The sequence below is a fragment of the Pseudomonas sp. DE0157 genome (assembly GCF_007678615.1).
Lineage (GTDB): Bacteria > Pseudomonadota > Gammaproteobacteria > Pseudomonadales > Pseudomonadaceae > Aquipseudomonas > Aquipseudomonas parafulva_B.
In genome coordinates this window covers 89,197-105,078 of the sequence record NZ_VEJN01000002.1, presented here as the reverse complement: position 1 = coordinate 105,078, position 15,882 = coordinate 89,197, and the positions used below count along the sequence as shown (strand labels likewise).

Here is a 15,882-nt window from a genome sequence, read left to right as displayed (position 1 = left end):
GTTTTACTACATTTGCTTTCGCATTTCATGCTTTTGCGCGACAGGCACAGTAGTAAAACTACATTTGTGCGACGTTTGGTCGCATCCTGGCTTGTGAGGAAAAACGTTCATGTTGGTTGGCAATGTTCCACGAACGGGTAACTGTTGATGTTCCATGCCACGAATTCGATGTTTTCAGCTATTTCCAACTTTTGTATGACAGTCCAACCGTGGTCCGGCTTTCCCTTGGCCGCCTTTCCTCATCCATTTTACGCCGATCAAGGATAGCCCATGCGCCTGCCTTTGCCTTGCCAGCTGCCTGCCGTTCTTCAACCACTGACCCTGCGCAACCAACAGTTTCTGCACGAGGCAGTGGCCGCACACCCCGAACTGGACCTGGGCAGTTGGAGCGAGTGGCATGCTCGGCAGTTCGACCAGGTGGCGGCCGTCAGCGACTTCGTGCTGACCCAGGTGCAGCGCGACCCGGGCCTGCTCTGCGGGCTGATGCGCAGCGGCGAGCTGGAGCGCAGCTACGGGCCAGGCGAGCTGCGCGGCCATGTTGCCAAGGTTGCCCAGGCGGCTCAAAGCGAGGACGAGCTTGCCCGCAACCTGCGTCGCGAGCGCAACCGCCAGCAGGTACGCATCATCTGGCGTGACATTACCCGCCAGGCCGATCTCGGTGAGACCTGCCGCGATCTCTCCGACCTGGCCGATGCCGCCATCGACGAGGCCTACCAGTGGTTGTACCCACGGCACTGCCAGCAATTCGGCACGCCGATCGGCAACCGCAGCGGCCACCCACAACACATGGTGGTGCTGGGCATGGGCAAGCTCGGTGCACGCGAGCTGAACCTCTCCTCGGACATCGACTTGATCTTCGCATTCCCCGAAGGCGGCGAAACCGAAGGCGTGAAACGCTCGCTGGACAACCAGGAGTTCTTCACCCGCCTGGGTCAGCGCCTGATCAAGGCCCTGGACCCGGTCACTGTCGATGGCTTCGTGTTTCGCGTCGACATGCGCCTGCGCCCTTACGGGTCATCCGGTGCACTGGTGCTCAGCTTCAACGCGCTGGAACAGTATTACCAGGACCAGGGCCGCGACTGGGAACGCTATGCCATGATCAAGGCACGGGTAGTGGCAGGCGATCAGGCCGCCGGCGCCCAGTTGCAAGACATGCTGCGCCCGTTCGTCTACCGGCGGTACCTGGATTTCTCAGCCATCGAAGCCCTGCGCACCATGAAGCAGCTGATTCAGCAGGAAGTGCGGCGCAAGGGCATGGCGGACAACATCAAGCTGGGTGCAGGCGGCATTCGCGAAGTGGAGTTCATCGCCCAGGCCTTCCAGCTGATTCACGGCGGTCGCGACCTCAGCTTGCAGCAGCGGCCTCTGCTCAAGGTGCTGGCTACCCTGGAAGGCCAAGGCTACCTGCCCCCTGCCGTAGTCACCGAGCTGCGGGAGGGTTATGCATTCTTGCGCTACACCGAGCACGCCATCCAGGCCATTGCCGACCGCCAGACGCAGATGTTGCCGGAGAACGAAACCGATCAGGCCCGTGTCGCCTACATGCTGGGCTACGCCGACTGGCAAGCCTTCCAAGCTCAACTTGGCCAGTGGCGTGAGCGCATTGACTGGCATTTCCGGCAGGTCATCGCCGACCCCGACGAAGACGAAAGCGAAAGCGAGTTGGTGGTCGGCGGTGAATGGTCGCCGTTATGGGAGCAGGCCCAGGATGAAGAGGCTGCTGGCCGTCAGCTGGAGGAGGCCGGCTTCAAGCTGCCGGGCGAGGCCTTGCGGCGCCTGGCAGCTCTGCGTGCCAGCCCGCAGCTGCGTTCGATGCAGCGCCTTGGGCGCGAGCGGCTGGACGCCTTCATTCCGCGATTGCTGGCCCAGGCGGTCGAGCACGAGAACCCCGACCTGGTGCTTGAGCGAGTACTGCCGCTGGTCGAGGCCGTGGCCCGGCGCTCTGCCTACCTGGTATTGCTCACCGAGAACCCCGGTGCCCTGCGCCGTCTGCTGACCCTGTGCGCAGCCAGTCCATGGATTGCCGAGCAGATCGCACGCTACCCGTTGTTGCTCGATGAGTTGCTCAATGAAGGCCGCCTGTTCAGCCCGCCCCTGGCACCGGAGCTGGCCAGCGAATTGCGCGAGCGCCTCACGCGCATTCCGGAAGATGACCTGGAACAACAAATGGAGGCGCTGCGTCATTTCAAGCTGGCGCATAGCTTGCGCGTGGCCGCCTCGGAAATCAGTGGCAACCTGCCGTTGATGAAGGTCAGCGACTACCTGACGTGGCTGGCCGAGGCCATCCTCGATCAGGTGCTTGCCCTGGCCTGGCGCCAGACCGTTGCCCGCCACGGCCAACCGATGGGCAGCGACGGCATGCCCTGCGACCCGGGGTTCGTTATCATCGGCTACGGCAAGGTTGGCGGCCTGGAAACGGGCCATGGGTCGGACCTGGACCTGGTGTTCATCCATGATGGCGACCCCCAGGCCGAAACCGACGGCGCCAAGCCTATCGACGGTGCCCAGTTCTTCACGCGGCTGGGGCAGCGCATCATTCACCTGCTGACCACCCAGACCAACTCGGGCCAGCTGTATGACGTGGACATGCGTCTACGGCCCTCAGGCGCCGCGGGCCTGTTGGTCAGCTCGCTGGGCGCATTCGAGCGCTACCAGCAAAGCGAGGCCTGGACCTGGGAGCACCAGGCACTGGTCCGTGCCCGCGTGCTGGTGGGCTGCCCGCGGGTTGGACAGGCGTTCGAGAGAGTACGGGCGCAGGTGCTGGGACAACCCCGCGACCTTGAGAAGCTGCGTATCGAAGTCAGTGAAATGCGCGCCAAGATGCGCGCCAGCCTGGGCACGAAGGCCACGGTCGCCGGCACCGCACCCAACGCCTTCGAGCCGGGTATGCCCTTTGACATCAAGCAGGATGCGGGCGGTATCGTCGATATCGAATTTATGGTGCAATACGCCGCTTTGGCCTGGTCCCATGACCACACGGGCCTGGTTCGATGGACCGATAACATCCGTATTCTTGAAGAGCTGGAGCAAGTGGGGCTGATGCCTGCCGCCGACGCGGTGTTGCTGCGCGAGGTGTACAAGGCATTTCGCTCGGCCTCTCACCGCCAGGCGCTGCAGAAGCAGGCCGGGGTGATCGATGCTGCGCAGTTTGCCGATGAGCGCCGCCAGGTGCGGCGTATCTGGAGCGAGCTCGGCCTGAGCTGAGCCCAGTCGAGGCGGCTCCTCAGGGTGAGGATCCGCCGCGATTGAGGCGTGAAGCAGCCCCGGTGTTACACTGTCGGCCACATAGCCTGAATATAAAGAGGGGAGGCCGGGCTGAATTGCAGCCTGTCGCCTCCCCGAGCGTTTCTGGACCTAGCATGAGAATACTGATCATTGGCCCCAGCTGGGTCGGCGACATGGTGATGGCGCAGACCTTGTTCCAGTGCCTGAAACAGCAGCACCCCGACTGCGTGATCGATGTGCTGGCCCCCGAATGGAGCCGGCCAATCCTTGAGCGCATGCCCGAGGTGCGCCAGGCCTTGAGCTTCCCGCTCGGCCACGGTGCGCTGGAGCTGGCCACACGGCGGCGCATCGGCAAGTCGCTCAGCGGTCAGTACGACCAGGCCATCTTGTTGCCCAATTCGCTGAAATCGGCGCTGGTACCGTTCTTTGCCGGTATCCCCAAACGCACCGGCTGGCGTGGCGAAATGCGTTTCGGTTTGCTCAACGATGTCCGCAAGCTGGACAAAGCGCGTTACCCGTTGATGATCGAGCGCTTCATGGCCTTGGCCTATGCCCCCGGTGCCGAGCTGCCAAAGCCCTACCCCCAGCCCAGCCTGCAGATCGAGCCACACAGCCGTGAAGCGGCGCTGACCAAGTTCGGCCTGGAGCTGGACCGTCCGGTGCTGGCGCTAAGCCCAGGCGCTGAATTCGGCGAAGCCAAGCGCTGGCCGGCCGAGCACTATGCCGCCGTGGCCGATGCCATGATCCGCCAGGGGTGGCAGGTCTGGCTGTTCGGTTCGAAAAGCGATCACCCAGTGGGTGAGCAGATCCGCGAACGGCTGATCCCTGGGCTACGCGAAGAGTCCGTGAACCTGGCCGGTGAAACCTCCCTGGCCGAGGCGATCGACCTGATGTCCTGCGCAGACGCCGTAGTCTCTAACGATTCTGGCTTGATGCATGTTGCGGCGGCGCTCAATCGCCCGCTGGTCGCCGTGTACGGCTCCACATCGCCTGGTTTCACACCGCCGCTGGCCAGCCAGGTCGAGGTGGTGCGCTTGGGCATCGAATGCAGTCCGTGTTTCGATCGCACCTGCCGCTTCGGTCACTACAACTGCCTGCGTCTGCTCGAACCCGGTCAGGTCATAGCCGCGCTGACCCGCCTGGGCGGTGCGAACATCATCGACGTGCTGACCGAGGTCGACTAAGTGCGGGTACTGATCATCAAGACGTCCTCGCTGGGTGATGTGATCCACACGCTGCCAGCGCTTACCGATGCAGCCCATGCCATCCCCGGCATCCGCTTCGACTGGGTCGTCGAGGAAGGTTTCGCCGAGATACCCAGCTGGCATCCGGCGGTCGATCAGGTCATTCCGGTGGCCATCCGTCGCTGGCGCAAGCACCTCTGGCAGACCGTTCGCAGCGGCGAGTGGAAGGCCTTCAAGCAGCGCCTGCGCGAGCGCCAGTACGACTTGGTGATCGATGCCCAGGGCCTGGTCAAGTCAGCATGGCTGACCCGCTATGTGAAGGCGCCGGTCGCAGGCCTGGACCGGTACTCGGCCCGTGAAGGCTGGGCCAGCCGCTTCTACGACCGACGCCTGTCGGTTGCGGTCGGCCAGCATGCCGTCGAGCGCGTGCGCCAGCTATTCGCCATGGCGCTGGCCTATGACCTGCCCGAGGGCATCGGCCGTTACGGCCTGGACCTTGAACGCTTGCAGTTGCCGCCGGCAGCGCCCTATGTGGTCTTCCTGCACGGTACCACCTGGGCCACCAAGCACTGGCCCGAGGCCTACTGGCGCGAGTTGGCCGAGCGCATGGGCCGGCGCAGGCTGGAAGTGCGCCTGCCCTGGGGCAACCCGGTTGAGAAGGCCAGGGCCGAGCGCATCGCCCAGGGCTTGAACAATTGCCAAGTGCTGCCCAAATTGAACCTGGCCGGCGTTGCACGGGTGCTGGCCGCTGCAAAGGCCTGCGTCGCCGTCGATACCGGCCTGGGCCACTTGGCCGCAGCCCTCGATGTACCGACGCTTTCGCTGTTCGGCCCGACCAACCCGGGCCTGACCGGCGCTTATGGACGGACCCAGATCCACCAGGCCAGTGACTGGCCGTGCGCACCCTGCCTGCAGAAGAAGTGCACCTACAAACCGAGCGCCGAAGACCTGCGCCGGTACGATCTGAACCGCGAGTGGCCACTGTGCTTCACTCGCCTGAATCCCGAGCATGTAGCGAGCCGCCTGAGCGCGCTGCTGCTGGCTGAGGATGTCCGTTGATGCAACTGGCTTTCGTACTTTACAAATACTTCCCCTTTGGCGGCCTGCAGCGCGATTTCATGCGCATCGCCCTGGAATGCCAGCAGCGCGGCCACCAGATCCGCGTCTACACGCTGATCTGGGAGGGCGATATTCCGCCAGGTTTCGAAGTGCTGGTGGCGCCGGTCAAGGCGATCTTCAATCATCGGCGCAATGAGAAACTCACCGCCTGGATGCAGGCCGACCTGGCCAAGCGTCCGGTGGACCGGCTCATCGGTTTCAACAAGATGCCTGGGCTGGATGTGTACTACGCCGCCGACGGCTGCTTCGAGGACAAGGCGCAGAACCTGCGCAGCGACCTGTACCGGCGTTGGGGCCGCTACCGGCATTTCGCCGAATACGAGCGGGCGGTGTTCGCCAAGGAGGCCGGTACCGAGATCCTGATGATCTCCGAGGTGCAGCAGCCGCTGTTCATCAAGCACTACGGCACGCCGGTCGAGCGTTTTCACCTGCTGCCGCCGGGCATCTCCCAGGATCGTCGTGCACCGCCCAACGCCGCTGAAATCCGTGCCGACCTGCGCAGGGAGTTCGATCTGGCCGAGGATGCGTTGCTGATCGTGCAGATCGGTTCAGGGTTCAAGACCAAGGGCGTGGACCGCAGCCTCAAGGCGTTGGCGGCATTGCCCACGGCCTTGCGCAAGCGCACCCGATTGCTGGTGATCGGTCAGGATGACCCCAAGGTCTTCCAGTTGCAGAGCGCGACGCTGGGCCTGGGCGACCAAGTGCAGTTTCTCAAGGGGCGCAGCGATATCCCGCGCTTCCTGCTGGGCGCCGACCTGCTGATCCACCCGGCCTACAACGAGAACACCGGTACCGTGCTGCTCGAAGCCCTGGTCGCGGGCTTGCCGGTGCTGGTGTCGCGCGTGTGCGGCTATGCCCACTACATCGCCGAGGCCGACTGCGGTCTGGTGCTGGACGAGCCGTTCGAGCAGGAGCAGCTCAACCGCTACCTGCAGCGTATGCTCGATGACCCCGCGGCGCGGGCCGATTGGTCGCGCAACGGCCTGGCGTATGCCGATACGGCCGACCTTTACAGCATGCCGCAGCATGCCGCCGATGTGATCCTAGGGCAGGAGGGGGCATGAAGTTGATCGTGGCAGAGCCCTTCAAGCGGCTTTGGGCGGGGCGCGATGCCTTCGAGGCGGTAGAAGCGCTGCAAGGCGAAGTCTATCGGGAACTTGAAGGGCGCCGTACCCTGCGTACGGAGGTCGCCGGCGAAGGCTTCTTCGTGAAGATCCATCGTGGCATCGGCTGGGGCGAGATCTTCAAGAACCTGCTCACGGCCAAGTTGCCAGTACTGGGCGCCGGCCAGGAGTGGCAAGCCATCGAGCGCCTGCATCAGGTCGGCGTGCCAACCATGACGGCCGTGGCCTTCGGTGAGCGGGGCGGCAACCCGGCCACCCAGCACTCCTTCATCATCACCGAGGAACTGGCGCCGACCGTCAGCCTGGAAGACTTCAGCATCGACTGGCTCCGGCAGCCGCCTGCGCCACGCCTCAAGCGTGCCCTGATCGCGCGCGTGGCCGAGATGACCGGTGGCATGCACCGTGCCGGCGTCAACCACCGGGACTGCTACATCTGTCACTTCCTGCTGCACACCGACCGGCCCGTGACGGCCGATGATTTCAAGCTGTCGGTGATCGACCTGCACCGCGCCCAGACACGCCCCGCCATTAGCCGCCGCTGGCGTAACAAGGACCTGGCCGCCCTGTACTTCTCAGCCCTGGACATTGGCCTGACCCAACGCGACAAGCTGCGTTTTCTGCGCAGCTACTTCCAGCGCCCGCTGCGTCAGGTCATGAAGGACGAAGCTGCACTGCTCGCCTGGCTTGAGCGCAAGGCGCAGAAACTCTACGACCGTAAACAACGCTATGGGGATGCACTCTGATGGCCAGTTGGACACTGGCGCCAGGTTACGAGCACCTGGCGAAGGATTTTGGCAGCCTCGAGGCGGTATTCGCCGTTCAGGGCGAACGCCTGACCCGTGATCCGCTCAGCGAAGTGGTGCGTGTCGAGCGTGAAGGCGTCAACTATTACGTCAAGCGCTACACCGGCGCTGGCAAGCACATGCGCCGCTACCTGGGCCGCCCACGTATCAAGGCCGAATGGCAGAACCTCAAGCAGTTCGCCAAGTGGGGCATTCCCACGGCCGAGGTGGTCGCCTGGGGGCTCGAACGCAATGGCCTGGCGTTCGGCCGTGGCGCGATGATTACCCGCGAGCTGCCCAACACCGAGGACCTCTCGGCGCTGGCCGAGCGCAACGATGCCCGCCTGGCCGATCGCGCCTGGGTGGACCACATCAGCCGCCAGCTGGCACGCCATACCCGGGTCATGCACGAGCACCGCTTCGCCCATAACGATCTGAAGTGGCGCAACCTGCTGGTCGATGACCAAGGGACGCTGTTCTTCATCGACTGCCCCACAGGTGATTTCTGGCGTGGGTTCATGTGGCGCCATCGCCTGATCAAGGACCTGGCCTGCCTGGACAAGGTCGCCAAGTACCACCTTTCGGCAACCCAGCGCCTGCGCTTTTACTTGCAGTACCGAGGCCGCGACCGGCTGAACGCCCGGGACAAGAAGCGCATTCGTCAGGTACTGGGCTTTTTCGAGGGAAGGGAATGACCGACTATATGGCCAGTGCAGACCGTGCCTTGCTCCAGCGCCATGGCCTGGACGACTTCGAGGCGCTGTGGGCACTCGAACTCGACGCGGTGGACGAGCCCAATACCGGCCGCGGCGGTTGGAGCAGCGTTTACCGCCTGGAACTCGAGGGCAAGGGCTATTACCTCAAGCGCCAGAGCGACTACCTTACCCGCAGCCTGCACAAGCCCTTTGGCGAGCCGACCTTCGCCCGCGAATTTCGCAATATCGTTCGCTACCAGAAGCTGCACATCCCTGCGCTGGAAGCCGTGTTCTACGGCGAGCGCAAGCAAGGTGGCCAGCATCGAGCCTTGTTGATGACCCGCGCGCTGGACGACTGGCACGACCTCGACAGCCAGTTGCTGCAATGGCCCGAACTCGATGCATCGGTGCGCATTGGCATGCTCCAGGCCTGCGGCCAGTTGGCGCGCACGCTGCACGGTGCTGGGCAGGTGCATGGTTGCTTCTATCCCAAGCACATTTTTCTGCGTAAGCGCAGAGAAGGCTGGGACGCGCAGTTGATCGACCTGGAGAAAACCCGTCCCTTGCTCTTTGGCATGCGTGACCGCCTCAAGGACCTCGAGCCCTTGCTGCGCCGGGCGCCGGTATGGAGTGACGGCGAGATACGTACATTGCTGGCAGCCTACCTCGCACAACCCATCGACAGCACGCTGGTCGAAACCTGGGTCAACCGCCTGGTACAACGCCGTCATCATAAGGAGGCTCGCTGATGCAGCTTTCCGAGCTGAAGGAAACAGGTCGCAGCCCATCGCTGCCGCTTGCCGTCAACCTCGCCGATGCCGCCGGTAGCGCTGAGTTGCAATTGCTCAGCCTGCTGCGCGTGCTGCCGGGCCAGCGTTACGTGGGGGCCGGGGTATGGCGTGGCAGGCCGGTACTGGCCAAGTTGCTGGTGGGCAGCAATGCCGCGCGTCACTTCCAGCGTGAGCTGCAAGGGGTAAAGCTGCTCGCGGCGCAGGGGCTGACCACGCCGGTGCTGCTCGCCGATGGCCTGGTGGAAGGCGAGGGCGGCTGGCTGTTGTTCGAGTACCTCGATGGCGCCCAAAGCCTGGCCGATGCCTGGTCCGTGGTCGAGCACCTGCCTGTGCTTGCCGACGAGCAGCAGCAGGTGCTGGGCGAGGCCCTGGCGGCTGTGGCGCAGATGCACCGCCGGGGGCTGTGGCAGGAAGACCTGCACTTGGACAACCTGCTGCGTCATGCAGGCAAGCTGTACCTGATCGATGGGGCCGGTATCAAGGCTGAAACGCCAGGCCAGCAGCTTTCGCGTCCTCGCGTACTGGAAAACCTGGGTGTGTTCTTCGCGCAGCTACCCAAGCGGCTGGAGCCGTTCACCGAAGAGCTGCTGGTGCATTACCTGTTGGCCAATGCCGAGCACGCATTGCCCATGGAGGCCTTGCAGAAGCAAATAGACAAAGTCCGCGCCTGGCGCCAACGCGACTTCCTGGACAAGGCCGGCCGCGATTGTAGCCTGTTCAGTGTCGAGCGCAGCCTGACCGCCCTGCGGGCGGTGGTCCGTAGCGAGGCCCAGGCCCTGTTGCCAGTGCTTGAACAGGCGGATGCGCTGATCGATCGTGGGCACCTGTACAAGACTGGCGGCGCGGCCAGCGTGGCACGGGTCGAGGTGGATGGCCGCAAACGGGTCATCAAACGCTACAACATCAAGAACACTGTCCACTGGCTCAAGCGCTTCTGGCGACCGAGCAGGGCCTGGCACTCATGGATCGAAGGGCATCGCCTGTCATTTCTCGACATCGCTACCCCGCGCCCACTGGCGGTGCTGGAGCAGCGAGTGCTGGGATTGCGCACGCGTGCCTACCTGGTCACCGACTACATCGACGGCCCCGACCTCATCGAATGCTTTGCCCCCTTCGTCGAGCAGGGCGATGCGCCGGCCGAACAGGTGGAGGCCCTGGTGCAGCTCATGCAACAGCTGATCCGCGAGCGCATCAGCCACGGTGACTTCAAGGGCCACAACCTGTTTTGGGATCAGGGTCGGTGGTCGCTGATCGACTTGGACGCCGTGTGCCAGCACAGCAGCCAGGGCAGCTTCGCGCCGGCCTTCGCTCGGGACCGGGCACGATTGCTGCGCAACTGGCCGGCTGAAAGTGCCTTGCACCAACGGCTCGATCAGGTGCTGCCTACGTTAACGGCATAAGCGGCAGGCAGCGCCAGCCAGTCGCTGCTTCGCCCCGGTTGGCGCACGCGTATACGCCACTGGCCGTCGCGCCAGCGCAGGATTGCCCAGGCGGTGGTGGTCGCGGCAGGCTGTCCGGGTATCAGCAGATGGTAGTGATCGGCTAGCAGGTGGGCACGCACGGGCAAGGCATGGCCACCGGCGAGCAAGTAGGGTTGGCCATCGCTCTCGTACAGTTCACTCGCCCCTTCCAGTGGTACCCCATCCGGGGTCGCGGGAAGCTGGCAGTGTTCCAGCAATGCGGTGAGGTCTGGCAGGCCGTCGTGCCACAGGACGGGTGAGTCGACGATCCACTCGCCTTCAGCGCTCCGTCTGACCGCCACCTTGCTGTAGGCATCGGGTTGCCTGGGATCGATGGCGCGCCAGCGATAACCGTCGAACGCCACCTGGTAGTACCGGCCTTGCTTGTCCTGGATGTAGTAGAGAGCCAGCCCTGCACGTTCGGATGGCTTTTCATACACGCCTTCGCTATGGATACCATCGATTCGGTAACGCAACTTGGCGGTGTCCGGGCGTACCTGGAAGGTAGGTGGTAGCATCAATGGCGGAGTAGGAGGCATGGCGCGAATGGCGCGCCTGATCACTGTCGTGCCGCCGATGCTGTTGATGCCATCGTTCATATGGGTAAAAGCCTCCACCATATGCTTGAGCACGCCTACCTGATCCTCCTTTTCCAGTGCTTCAAGGCTGTCCAGTACGCTCAGCACAGCGCGGGCGAATGCCAGCGGCGTCAGGGCACGGACCGGAATCACGAAGCTGATCAAATCGAGCATGATCCACAAGGCATGCAGGCTGGCCTCGCCCAGCAGCTCCTGTTTGGTATTAGTGCTGGCATCGACCGCCGATATGAACGCGCGGACCTCTGCCAAATAACAGGCATGCAAAAAATTGCCGGAGATGACCGGACGACTCAGCCGTTGAGCGAGCCCGCCCTTGCTCAACAGGCGCTCGACGGTTTTGCGCCGGGCCAAGGGCATGCGGTCGATCACGTAAGTGCGTAGATCCGGGCTGGCGCGAAGCGATCGGAGCAGCGCACGCGCATTGGCGTATTCGCGCCATGGCCTGCGATCCGGTGCATCTGGCGCATACACCAGAAAGCGCTGCATCTGGGGTGTTTCAGGCGTGATCAGCAATACCCCCTGTACGGTGTGCCCGGCAATCAACAACTGCCGGACACTCAGGCGGTTCTCTTGCACCAAGGGGCGCCAGTCGCTGTCGGGGTAGTTGAGAACGGCCCTGCTCCAGCGATAGCCCTGTTCGAGCGGGTCGGGTATGAAGTGGCCAGCATAGCGGGCCTTGGCGGCCTCTGCCCGCATGCGAGCACAGTTGATTCGGGCATGTGCATCCCGTCGCCACTGCCCTTGCGCGAGGTCGATCAGGTGGCTGCGCAGGAAACGCGAATAGCTGTCGCCGACATTGAGTTCACGGACCATCTGGCGAGCCTGCGCAGGGGACAAGCCTTGAATGTTCGTCTCGTCCCTATGGTGGACGCGAGCGGTTAGCCAATAGTCCAGGTCTAGCAAGCCCACGTTCAGCAACGCCAACTGATCCAGGCTGTAGGTTTGCCTGACCAACTCCACGGTGTTCCCTGTCTGCGGTCGGCTAGCGATGGGTATATAGCTGCTGGGCTGACCGGGAGGCATCACCGGGCCGGTCTGACGGGCAATGGTGACACTGATGAAGATCTGCTCCGGTGCCAGATCGAGTTGGTGGTCCAATCTCAGGCGCTCGCTGAGGCGGGCACGGGTCCACTGCAGCAGGCTGTTACGTTCGGTGAATTGTTCAAGCGTAGGAATGCCCGGCGCTGCGGCCTGATCAATGGCCACGATCAGCTCTTGCATCGTCTGCATGATATGCGTGAGCCCTTGGGTAGAGGTCTTCTTGAGCCAGGCAGGAGCGTGCTTTTCAAGCAGCAGGCCATAACGCGTCGGCATCGCTGCCTTGCTGGTCACCCAGGGCAGCAGGTCTGCGGCCTTGGTCAGGCGCTCGGCAAAACCCGGTTGATCCATGGGTTGGCTACTCCATGCCTCGTTCAATCGCCCATGCTGGGCATCAATCAAAGCCTGGATCTGGACTTCCACAAGATCGTCGGGCAGCCAGTCGTAACGCAGTCGCTGTGCGTTATGGGCGCGGTCGGCATCACCCAGCGCCAGCAGCGTGAGCATCGGCTGACTTTGCAGGGGATCATCCAGCCGCTCGCACAGTTCCAGGTGCAGGCTCTGAACATCGGCGAACGCTTCGATGCCGTGAGAGAGGCTGCATAACAAGGCTGGGCCGCTGACCGCATCGCCCGTCATCATCTGCCCCTCGACACCGCCTTGTACAAGCAGTACGGCGCCTGGCAAGTAGGCCCGCCAGTTGGGTCGTGAGCAGTCGAGCAGCAGGCGATAGAGCTGTGGACGCCTGGACGCCTCGATGCCTTGGCGAGCCCAGGACATGGGTTGGTCAAGGCACGTCTGTAACAGCGATGCCGCCACAGGCTCCAGTGTTGCGTCAGTGATGCGCAGGTCCATTTCGGCCTGAAGCTGTTGTCGCCGAAGCGCAATGAGCCGAGTACGGCGGTTATTGCCTGTTGCGTCCGGCAGGTTCCAGTAGTCTGCAAGCGCGCCGAAGAACTGTTGCCGGCCCGCCACCGGTGGAAGCTGCAAGTCTGGTGAGGGCAGGGGGGACAACAGGTCAGTGATTGCCGCGTCGAATGACTCGAAATGTTGCAAGGGTGAGACGGATGGCATGATGCGAGCTCCTTTAGAGAGATCGCGAGCCTGGGCGATATGGCAGGGGCATGCGTGCTAACCCGCTACTGCCATTACGCAGTAAGGCGCGGCTGCCAGACCACGCCCCCGTTGCCTATAGGCCGTGGCGCTGGGCCATCCGGCGTCGCCAGTTGTGTAGGCATTGCTCAAGTTGCGCCGGGCTCTGGATGTGCTGGCGGCGCGCCTGGCTCAGCAGAATCAACGCCAGCTCGGCGGTCACCTGTGCGTCGGCGCTGGCGTGATGACGCGCCTGTACCTGCAGCCCGAAACGCGCCACCCAGTCATCGAGCCCGGCCTCTCGCAACACCGTGTCGGGATTGAGCATGGGTGCCATCTCGGCCACATCTAGGAAGGGTATTTGCAGACGATAACCCAGGCTCTGTTTGAGGGCCCGTGCAAGCATGCGTTCGTCGAATGGCGCGTGGAATGCCAGTACCGGGCTGGTGCCAATGAACTCGAGCAGGTCAAGCAGTGCGTGCCCTGGGTCGCACCCCGCTGCCAGAGCGCTTGGGCCCAGGCCGTGTATCAGGACGCTGGGGTTGGTTTTCTGCTCAGGTCGGTACAGGGTTTGTTCGAACTGCTGCGAGAAGTCCAGCGCCCCGTCCTCGATAGCCACTGCGCCTATGGACAGCACTTGATCGCGGTTGGTGTTCAGGCCGCTAGTTTCCAGGTCAAGCACCACCCAGCGCTGCTCGCGCAGGGTGCAGGTGCCAAGCGCAGTGGGTGTAGGCAAGGCCGCCAGGCGTTCACGCTGCGAAAGCGCAAGCTGCGGAGCATGGGGACGCAGCCATGCGAACAAGCTCACAGCTGGTACCGCATGGCCAGGCTGCTCTGCAACCGCTGAGCTTGGCGCAGGGACTCGCGCAAGATGCGCCGGTCCAGGTGGTTGAGGCTATCTGGGTCCAGGCGGTTGGAGTAGGCCAGGTGCTCGCGTGCCTGGCGTTGATGTTGCTGCATGCGGGTCTGTTGGATGAAATGGTACGCCTCTTCGTACGCGGCGCCGTCCAGTGGGTCGATCACGCCCTTGCCCACCAGTTGGCGAATGCGCTCCAGGGTATTGCAGGCGCTGATCCCGTGAGCCAGCGCCAGCACACGTGCGCCGTCGACGAAGGGCGTCAGGCCCTGAACCTTGAGGTCCAGCGTGCCAGCCTTGTCAGCACCCTGGCGGGTCAGCACGAAGTCGCGCAGACGGCCCACAGGCGGGCGTTGGCGCAGGGCATTGTCAGCCAGCATGCGTTGGAAGATACGGTTGTCGCCTATCTGCTTCAGCAATGTGCTGCGCAACGCCTCGCAGGTGTGCTCATCGCCCCAGACCACCCGCAGGTCGAAGTAAATGCTCGAGCCCAGGAGGTTTTCCGGGCTGGCCTCACGCACGAAGCCGGCAAAGCGCCGCGACCACTCGCTGTGCGACAGGCACAGCGCAGGGTTGCCGGCCATGACATTGCCCTTGCACAGCGTAAAACCGCACTGCGCCAGGCATTGGTTGATGTACTGCGCCAACGGTAGCAACCGCGCCCGAATGGCCTGGGCTTCGGTGTCATCGGCCGCGTCGAAAAGAATACCGTTGTCCTGGTCGGTGTGCAGGGTCTGCTCGCGCCGCCCCTCACTGCCAAAACAGAGCCAACTGAATGGCACCCCCGGATCGCCACGCTCTGCCAGCGCCAGTTCGATGACTCGGCACACCGTGTGGTCGTTGAGCAAGGTGATGATTTGGGTGATCTGTGTAGAGGAAGCACCGTGTGCGAGCATGCGCTCGACCAACTGGCTGATTTCGCCTCGCAGGGAAACGAGGGTGTCCAGGCGCGGTGCATGACGAATGGTGCGTGCCAAGTGAACAAGGTCTACCCGCTGCAGGGAAAACAGATCGCGCTCGGACACCACCCCACACAATCGCCGGTTCTCCACCAGGCAGACGTGCGCGATGTGTCGCTCGGTCATTGCCATGGCGGCATCGAAGGCACTTGCCTGGGGGCTCAGGTAGAACGGTGCGGCGGTCATGTGCCGCGCCACGGGTGCACCCAGGTCGGCATCGGCTGCGGCCACCACCTGGCGCAGGTCGCGCAAGGTGAAAATGCCCGTGGGCTGGCGCTGCCCATCGACGATCACGATCGAGCCAACCTGCTGCTCATGCATCAGCCTTACGGCTTCGCGCAGCGGAGTCTCAGGGGCGCAGGCCACGGGATGACGCATGGCCAGTTCGCCCAGCGGTGTATTCAGGGAGTACTGGGTGCCCAGGGTCTGCACCGCCTGCTGACGGACTTGTTGGTTGACTTGGTCCAGCAGGCTGCTGACCCCTCGCAAGGCGAAATCGCGGAACACCTCGGAGAGGGAAAAGACGCGGATGAATGCCGCTTTGTTCAGTTGCAGGCAGAAGGTGTCGTCACCGGCCAGGTGCTCCGTACGCGTGGCTCGCTCGCCGAGCAGGGCCGCCAATGGAAAACACTCGCCATGGGTAATCTCGAACGTGGTCTCAACCCCCGGTTTGACCAGGTGCTGCCGTTCACCGACGACGCGGCCCTGCTTGACGATGTAGAAATGCTCAACCGGCCCGTCGCTTGGCTTGATGATGCTTTCGCCGCTGGCGTAGAAGCGCAGCTGGCACTGCTCGACCAGATAGGCCAGATGGCTCTGCTCCATCTGATTGAAGGGTGCAAAGCGTTGGAGGAATTGCAGGGTGCCCTGAATGTTCTGCAGCACCGCAGTTCTACCCGCTTGCTGGTAGGCGTCTTTTTTGCTCATCGACCTGACCGTATCGCTACGCCGAACTATA

11 protein-coding genes are annotated in these 15,882 nt (G+C 63.3%); 8 read left to right on the top strand and 3 right to left on the bottom strand.

What is annotated here, in order from left to right:
- Positions 1–270: 270 nt before the first annotated feature.
- The 8 genes from glnE (at position 271) to FS777_RS03150 (ending at position 10,320) form a co-directional block, all read left to right on the top strand.
- Complete coding sequence (gene glnE, locus FS777_RS03185) at positions 271–3,204, top strand: bifunctional [glutamate--ammonia ligase]-adenylyl-L-tyrosine phosphorylase/[glutamate--ammonia-ligase] adenylyltransferase (protein ID WP_145253995.1); 2,934 nt, start codon at positions 271–273, stop codon at positions 3,202–3,204.
- Between the two features lie 155 nt (positions 3,205–3,359).
- On the top strand, positions 3,360–4,409 hold the full coding sequence (gene waaF / locus FS777_RS03180) for a lipopolysaccharide heptosyltransferase II (RefSeq protein ID WP_145253992.1): 1,050 nt from the start codon (positions 3,360–3,362) through the stop codon (positions 4,407–4,409).
- Positions 4,410–5,468, top strand: coding sequence for a lipopolysaccharide heptosyltransferase I (gene waaC / locus FS777_RS03175; RefSeq protein ID WP_145253989.1), 1,059 nt, complete (start codon positions 4,410–4,412; stop codon positions 5,466–5,468). It begins immediately after the preceding gene.
- Positions 5,468–6,592 (top strand): glycosyltransferase family 4 protein, encoded by a 1,125-nt coding sequence (locus FS777_RS03170; RefSeq protein WP_058602992.1) that lies wholly within the window; start codon positions 5,468–5,470, stop codon positions 6,590–6,592. The genes waaC and FS777_RS03170 overlap by 1 nt, the downstream gene beginning before the upstream one ends.
- Entirely contained in the window at positions 6,589–7,395 is an 807-nt protein-coding gene (gene rfaP / locus FS777_RS03165; protein ID WP_058602993.1) for a lipopolysaccharide core heptose(I) kinase RfaP, read from the top strand. Before FS777_RS03170 ends, rfaP begins: the two co-directional genes overlap by 4 nt.
- Positions 7,395–8,129, top strand: a complete 735-nt coding sequence (locus tag FS777_RS03160; RefSeq protein WP_058602994.1) for a lipopolysaccharide kinase InaA family protein — start codon at positions 7,395–7,397, stop codon at positions 8,127–8,129. The genes rfaP and FS777_RS03160 overlap by 1 nt, the downstream gene beginning before the upstream one ends.
- Positions 8,126–8,878: a lipopolysaccharide kinase InaA family protein gene (locus FS777_RS03155; protein ID WP_058639078.1), complete on the top strand. Its 753-nt coding sequence runs from the start codon at positions 8,126–8,128 to the stop codon at positions 8,876–8,878. The genes FS777_RS03160 and FS777_RS03155 overlap by 4 nt, the downstream gene beginning before the upstream one ends.
- Positions 8,878–10,320 (top strand): lipopolysaccharide kinase InaA family protein, encoded by a 1,443-nt coding sequence (locus tag FS777_RS03150; protein WP_145253986.1) that lies wholly within the window; start codon positions 8,878–8,880, stop codon positions 10,318–10,320. The genes FS777_RS03155 and FS777_RS03150 overlap by 1 nt, the downstream gene beginning before the upstream one ends.
- On the opposite strand, the gene FS777_RS03145 is transcribed toward FS777_RS03150, so the two are convergent.
- The 3 genes from FS777_RS03145 to FS777_RS03135 form a co-directional block, all read right to left on the bottom strand.
- Positions 10,293–13,091 carry a dermonecrotic toxin domain-containing protein gene (locus FS777_RS03145; RefSeq protein ID WP_145253981.1) on the bottom strand — a complete coding sequence of 933 codons (2,799 nt, stop codon included), beginning with the start codon at positions 13,089–13,091 and terminating at the stop codon, positions 10,293–10,295. The genes FS777_RS03150 and FS777_RS03145 overlap by 28 nt on opposite strands.
- A 115-nt stretch (positions 13,092–13,206) precedes the next feature.
- Positions 13,207–13,917 (bottom strand): PolC-type DNA polymerase III, encoded by a 711-nt coding sequence (locus FS777_RS03140; RefSeq protein ID WP_145253978.1) that lies wholly within the window; start codon positions 13,915–13,917, stop codon positions 13,207–13,209.
- Positions 13,914–15,851, bottom strand: a complete 1,938-nt coding sequence (locus FS777_RS03135) for a putative nucleotidyltransferase substrate binding domain-containing protein (protein WP_145253975.1) — start codon at positions 15,849–15,851, stop codon at positions 13,914–13,916. Before FS777_RS03135 ends, FS777_RS03140 begins: the two co-directional genes overlap by 4 nt.
- Positions 15,852–15,882: the final 31 nt, after the last annotated feature.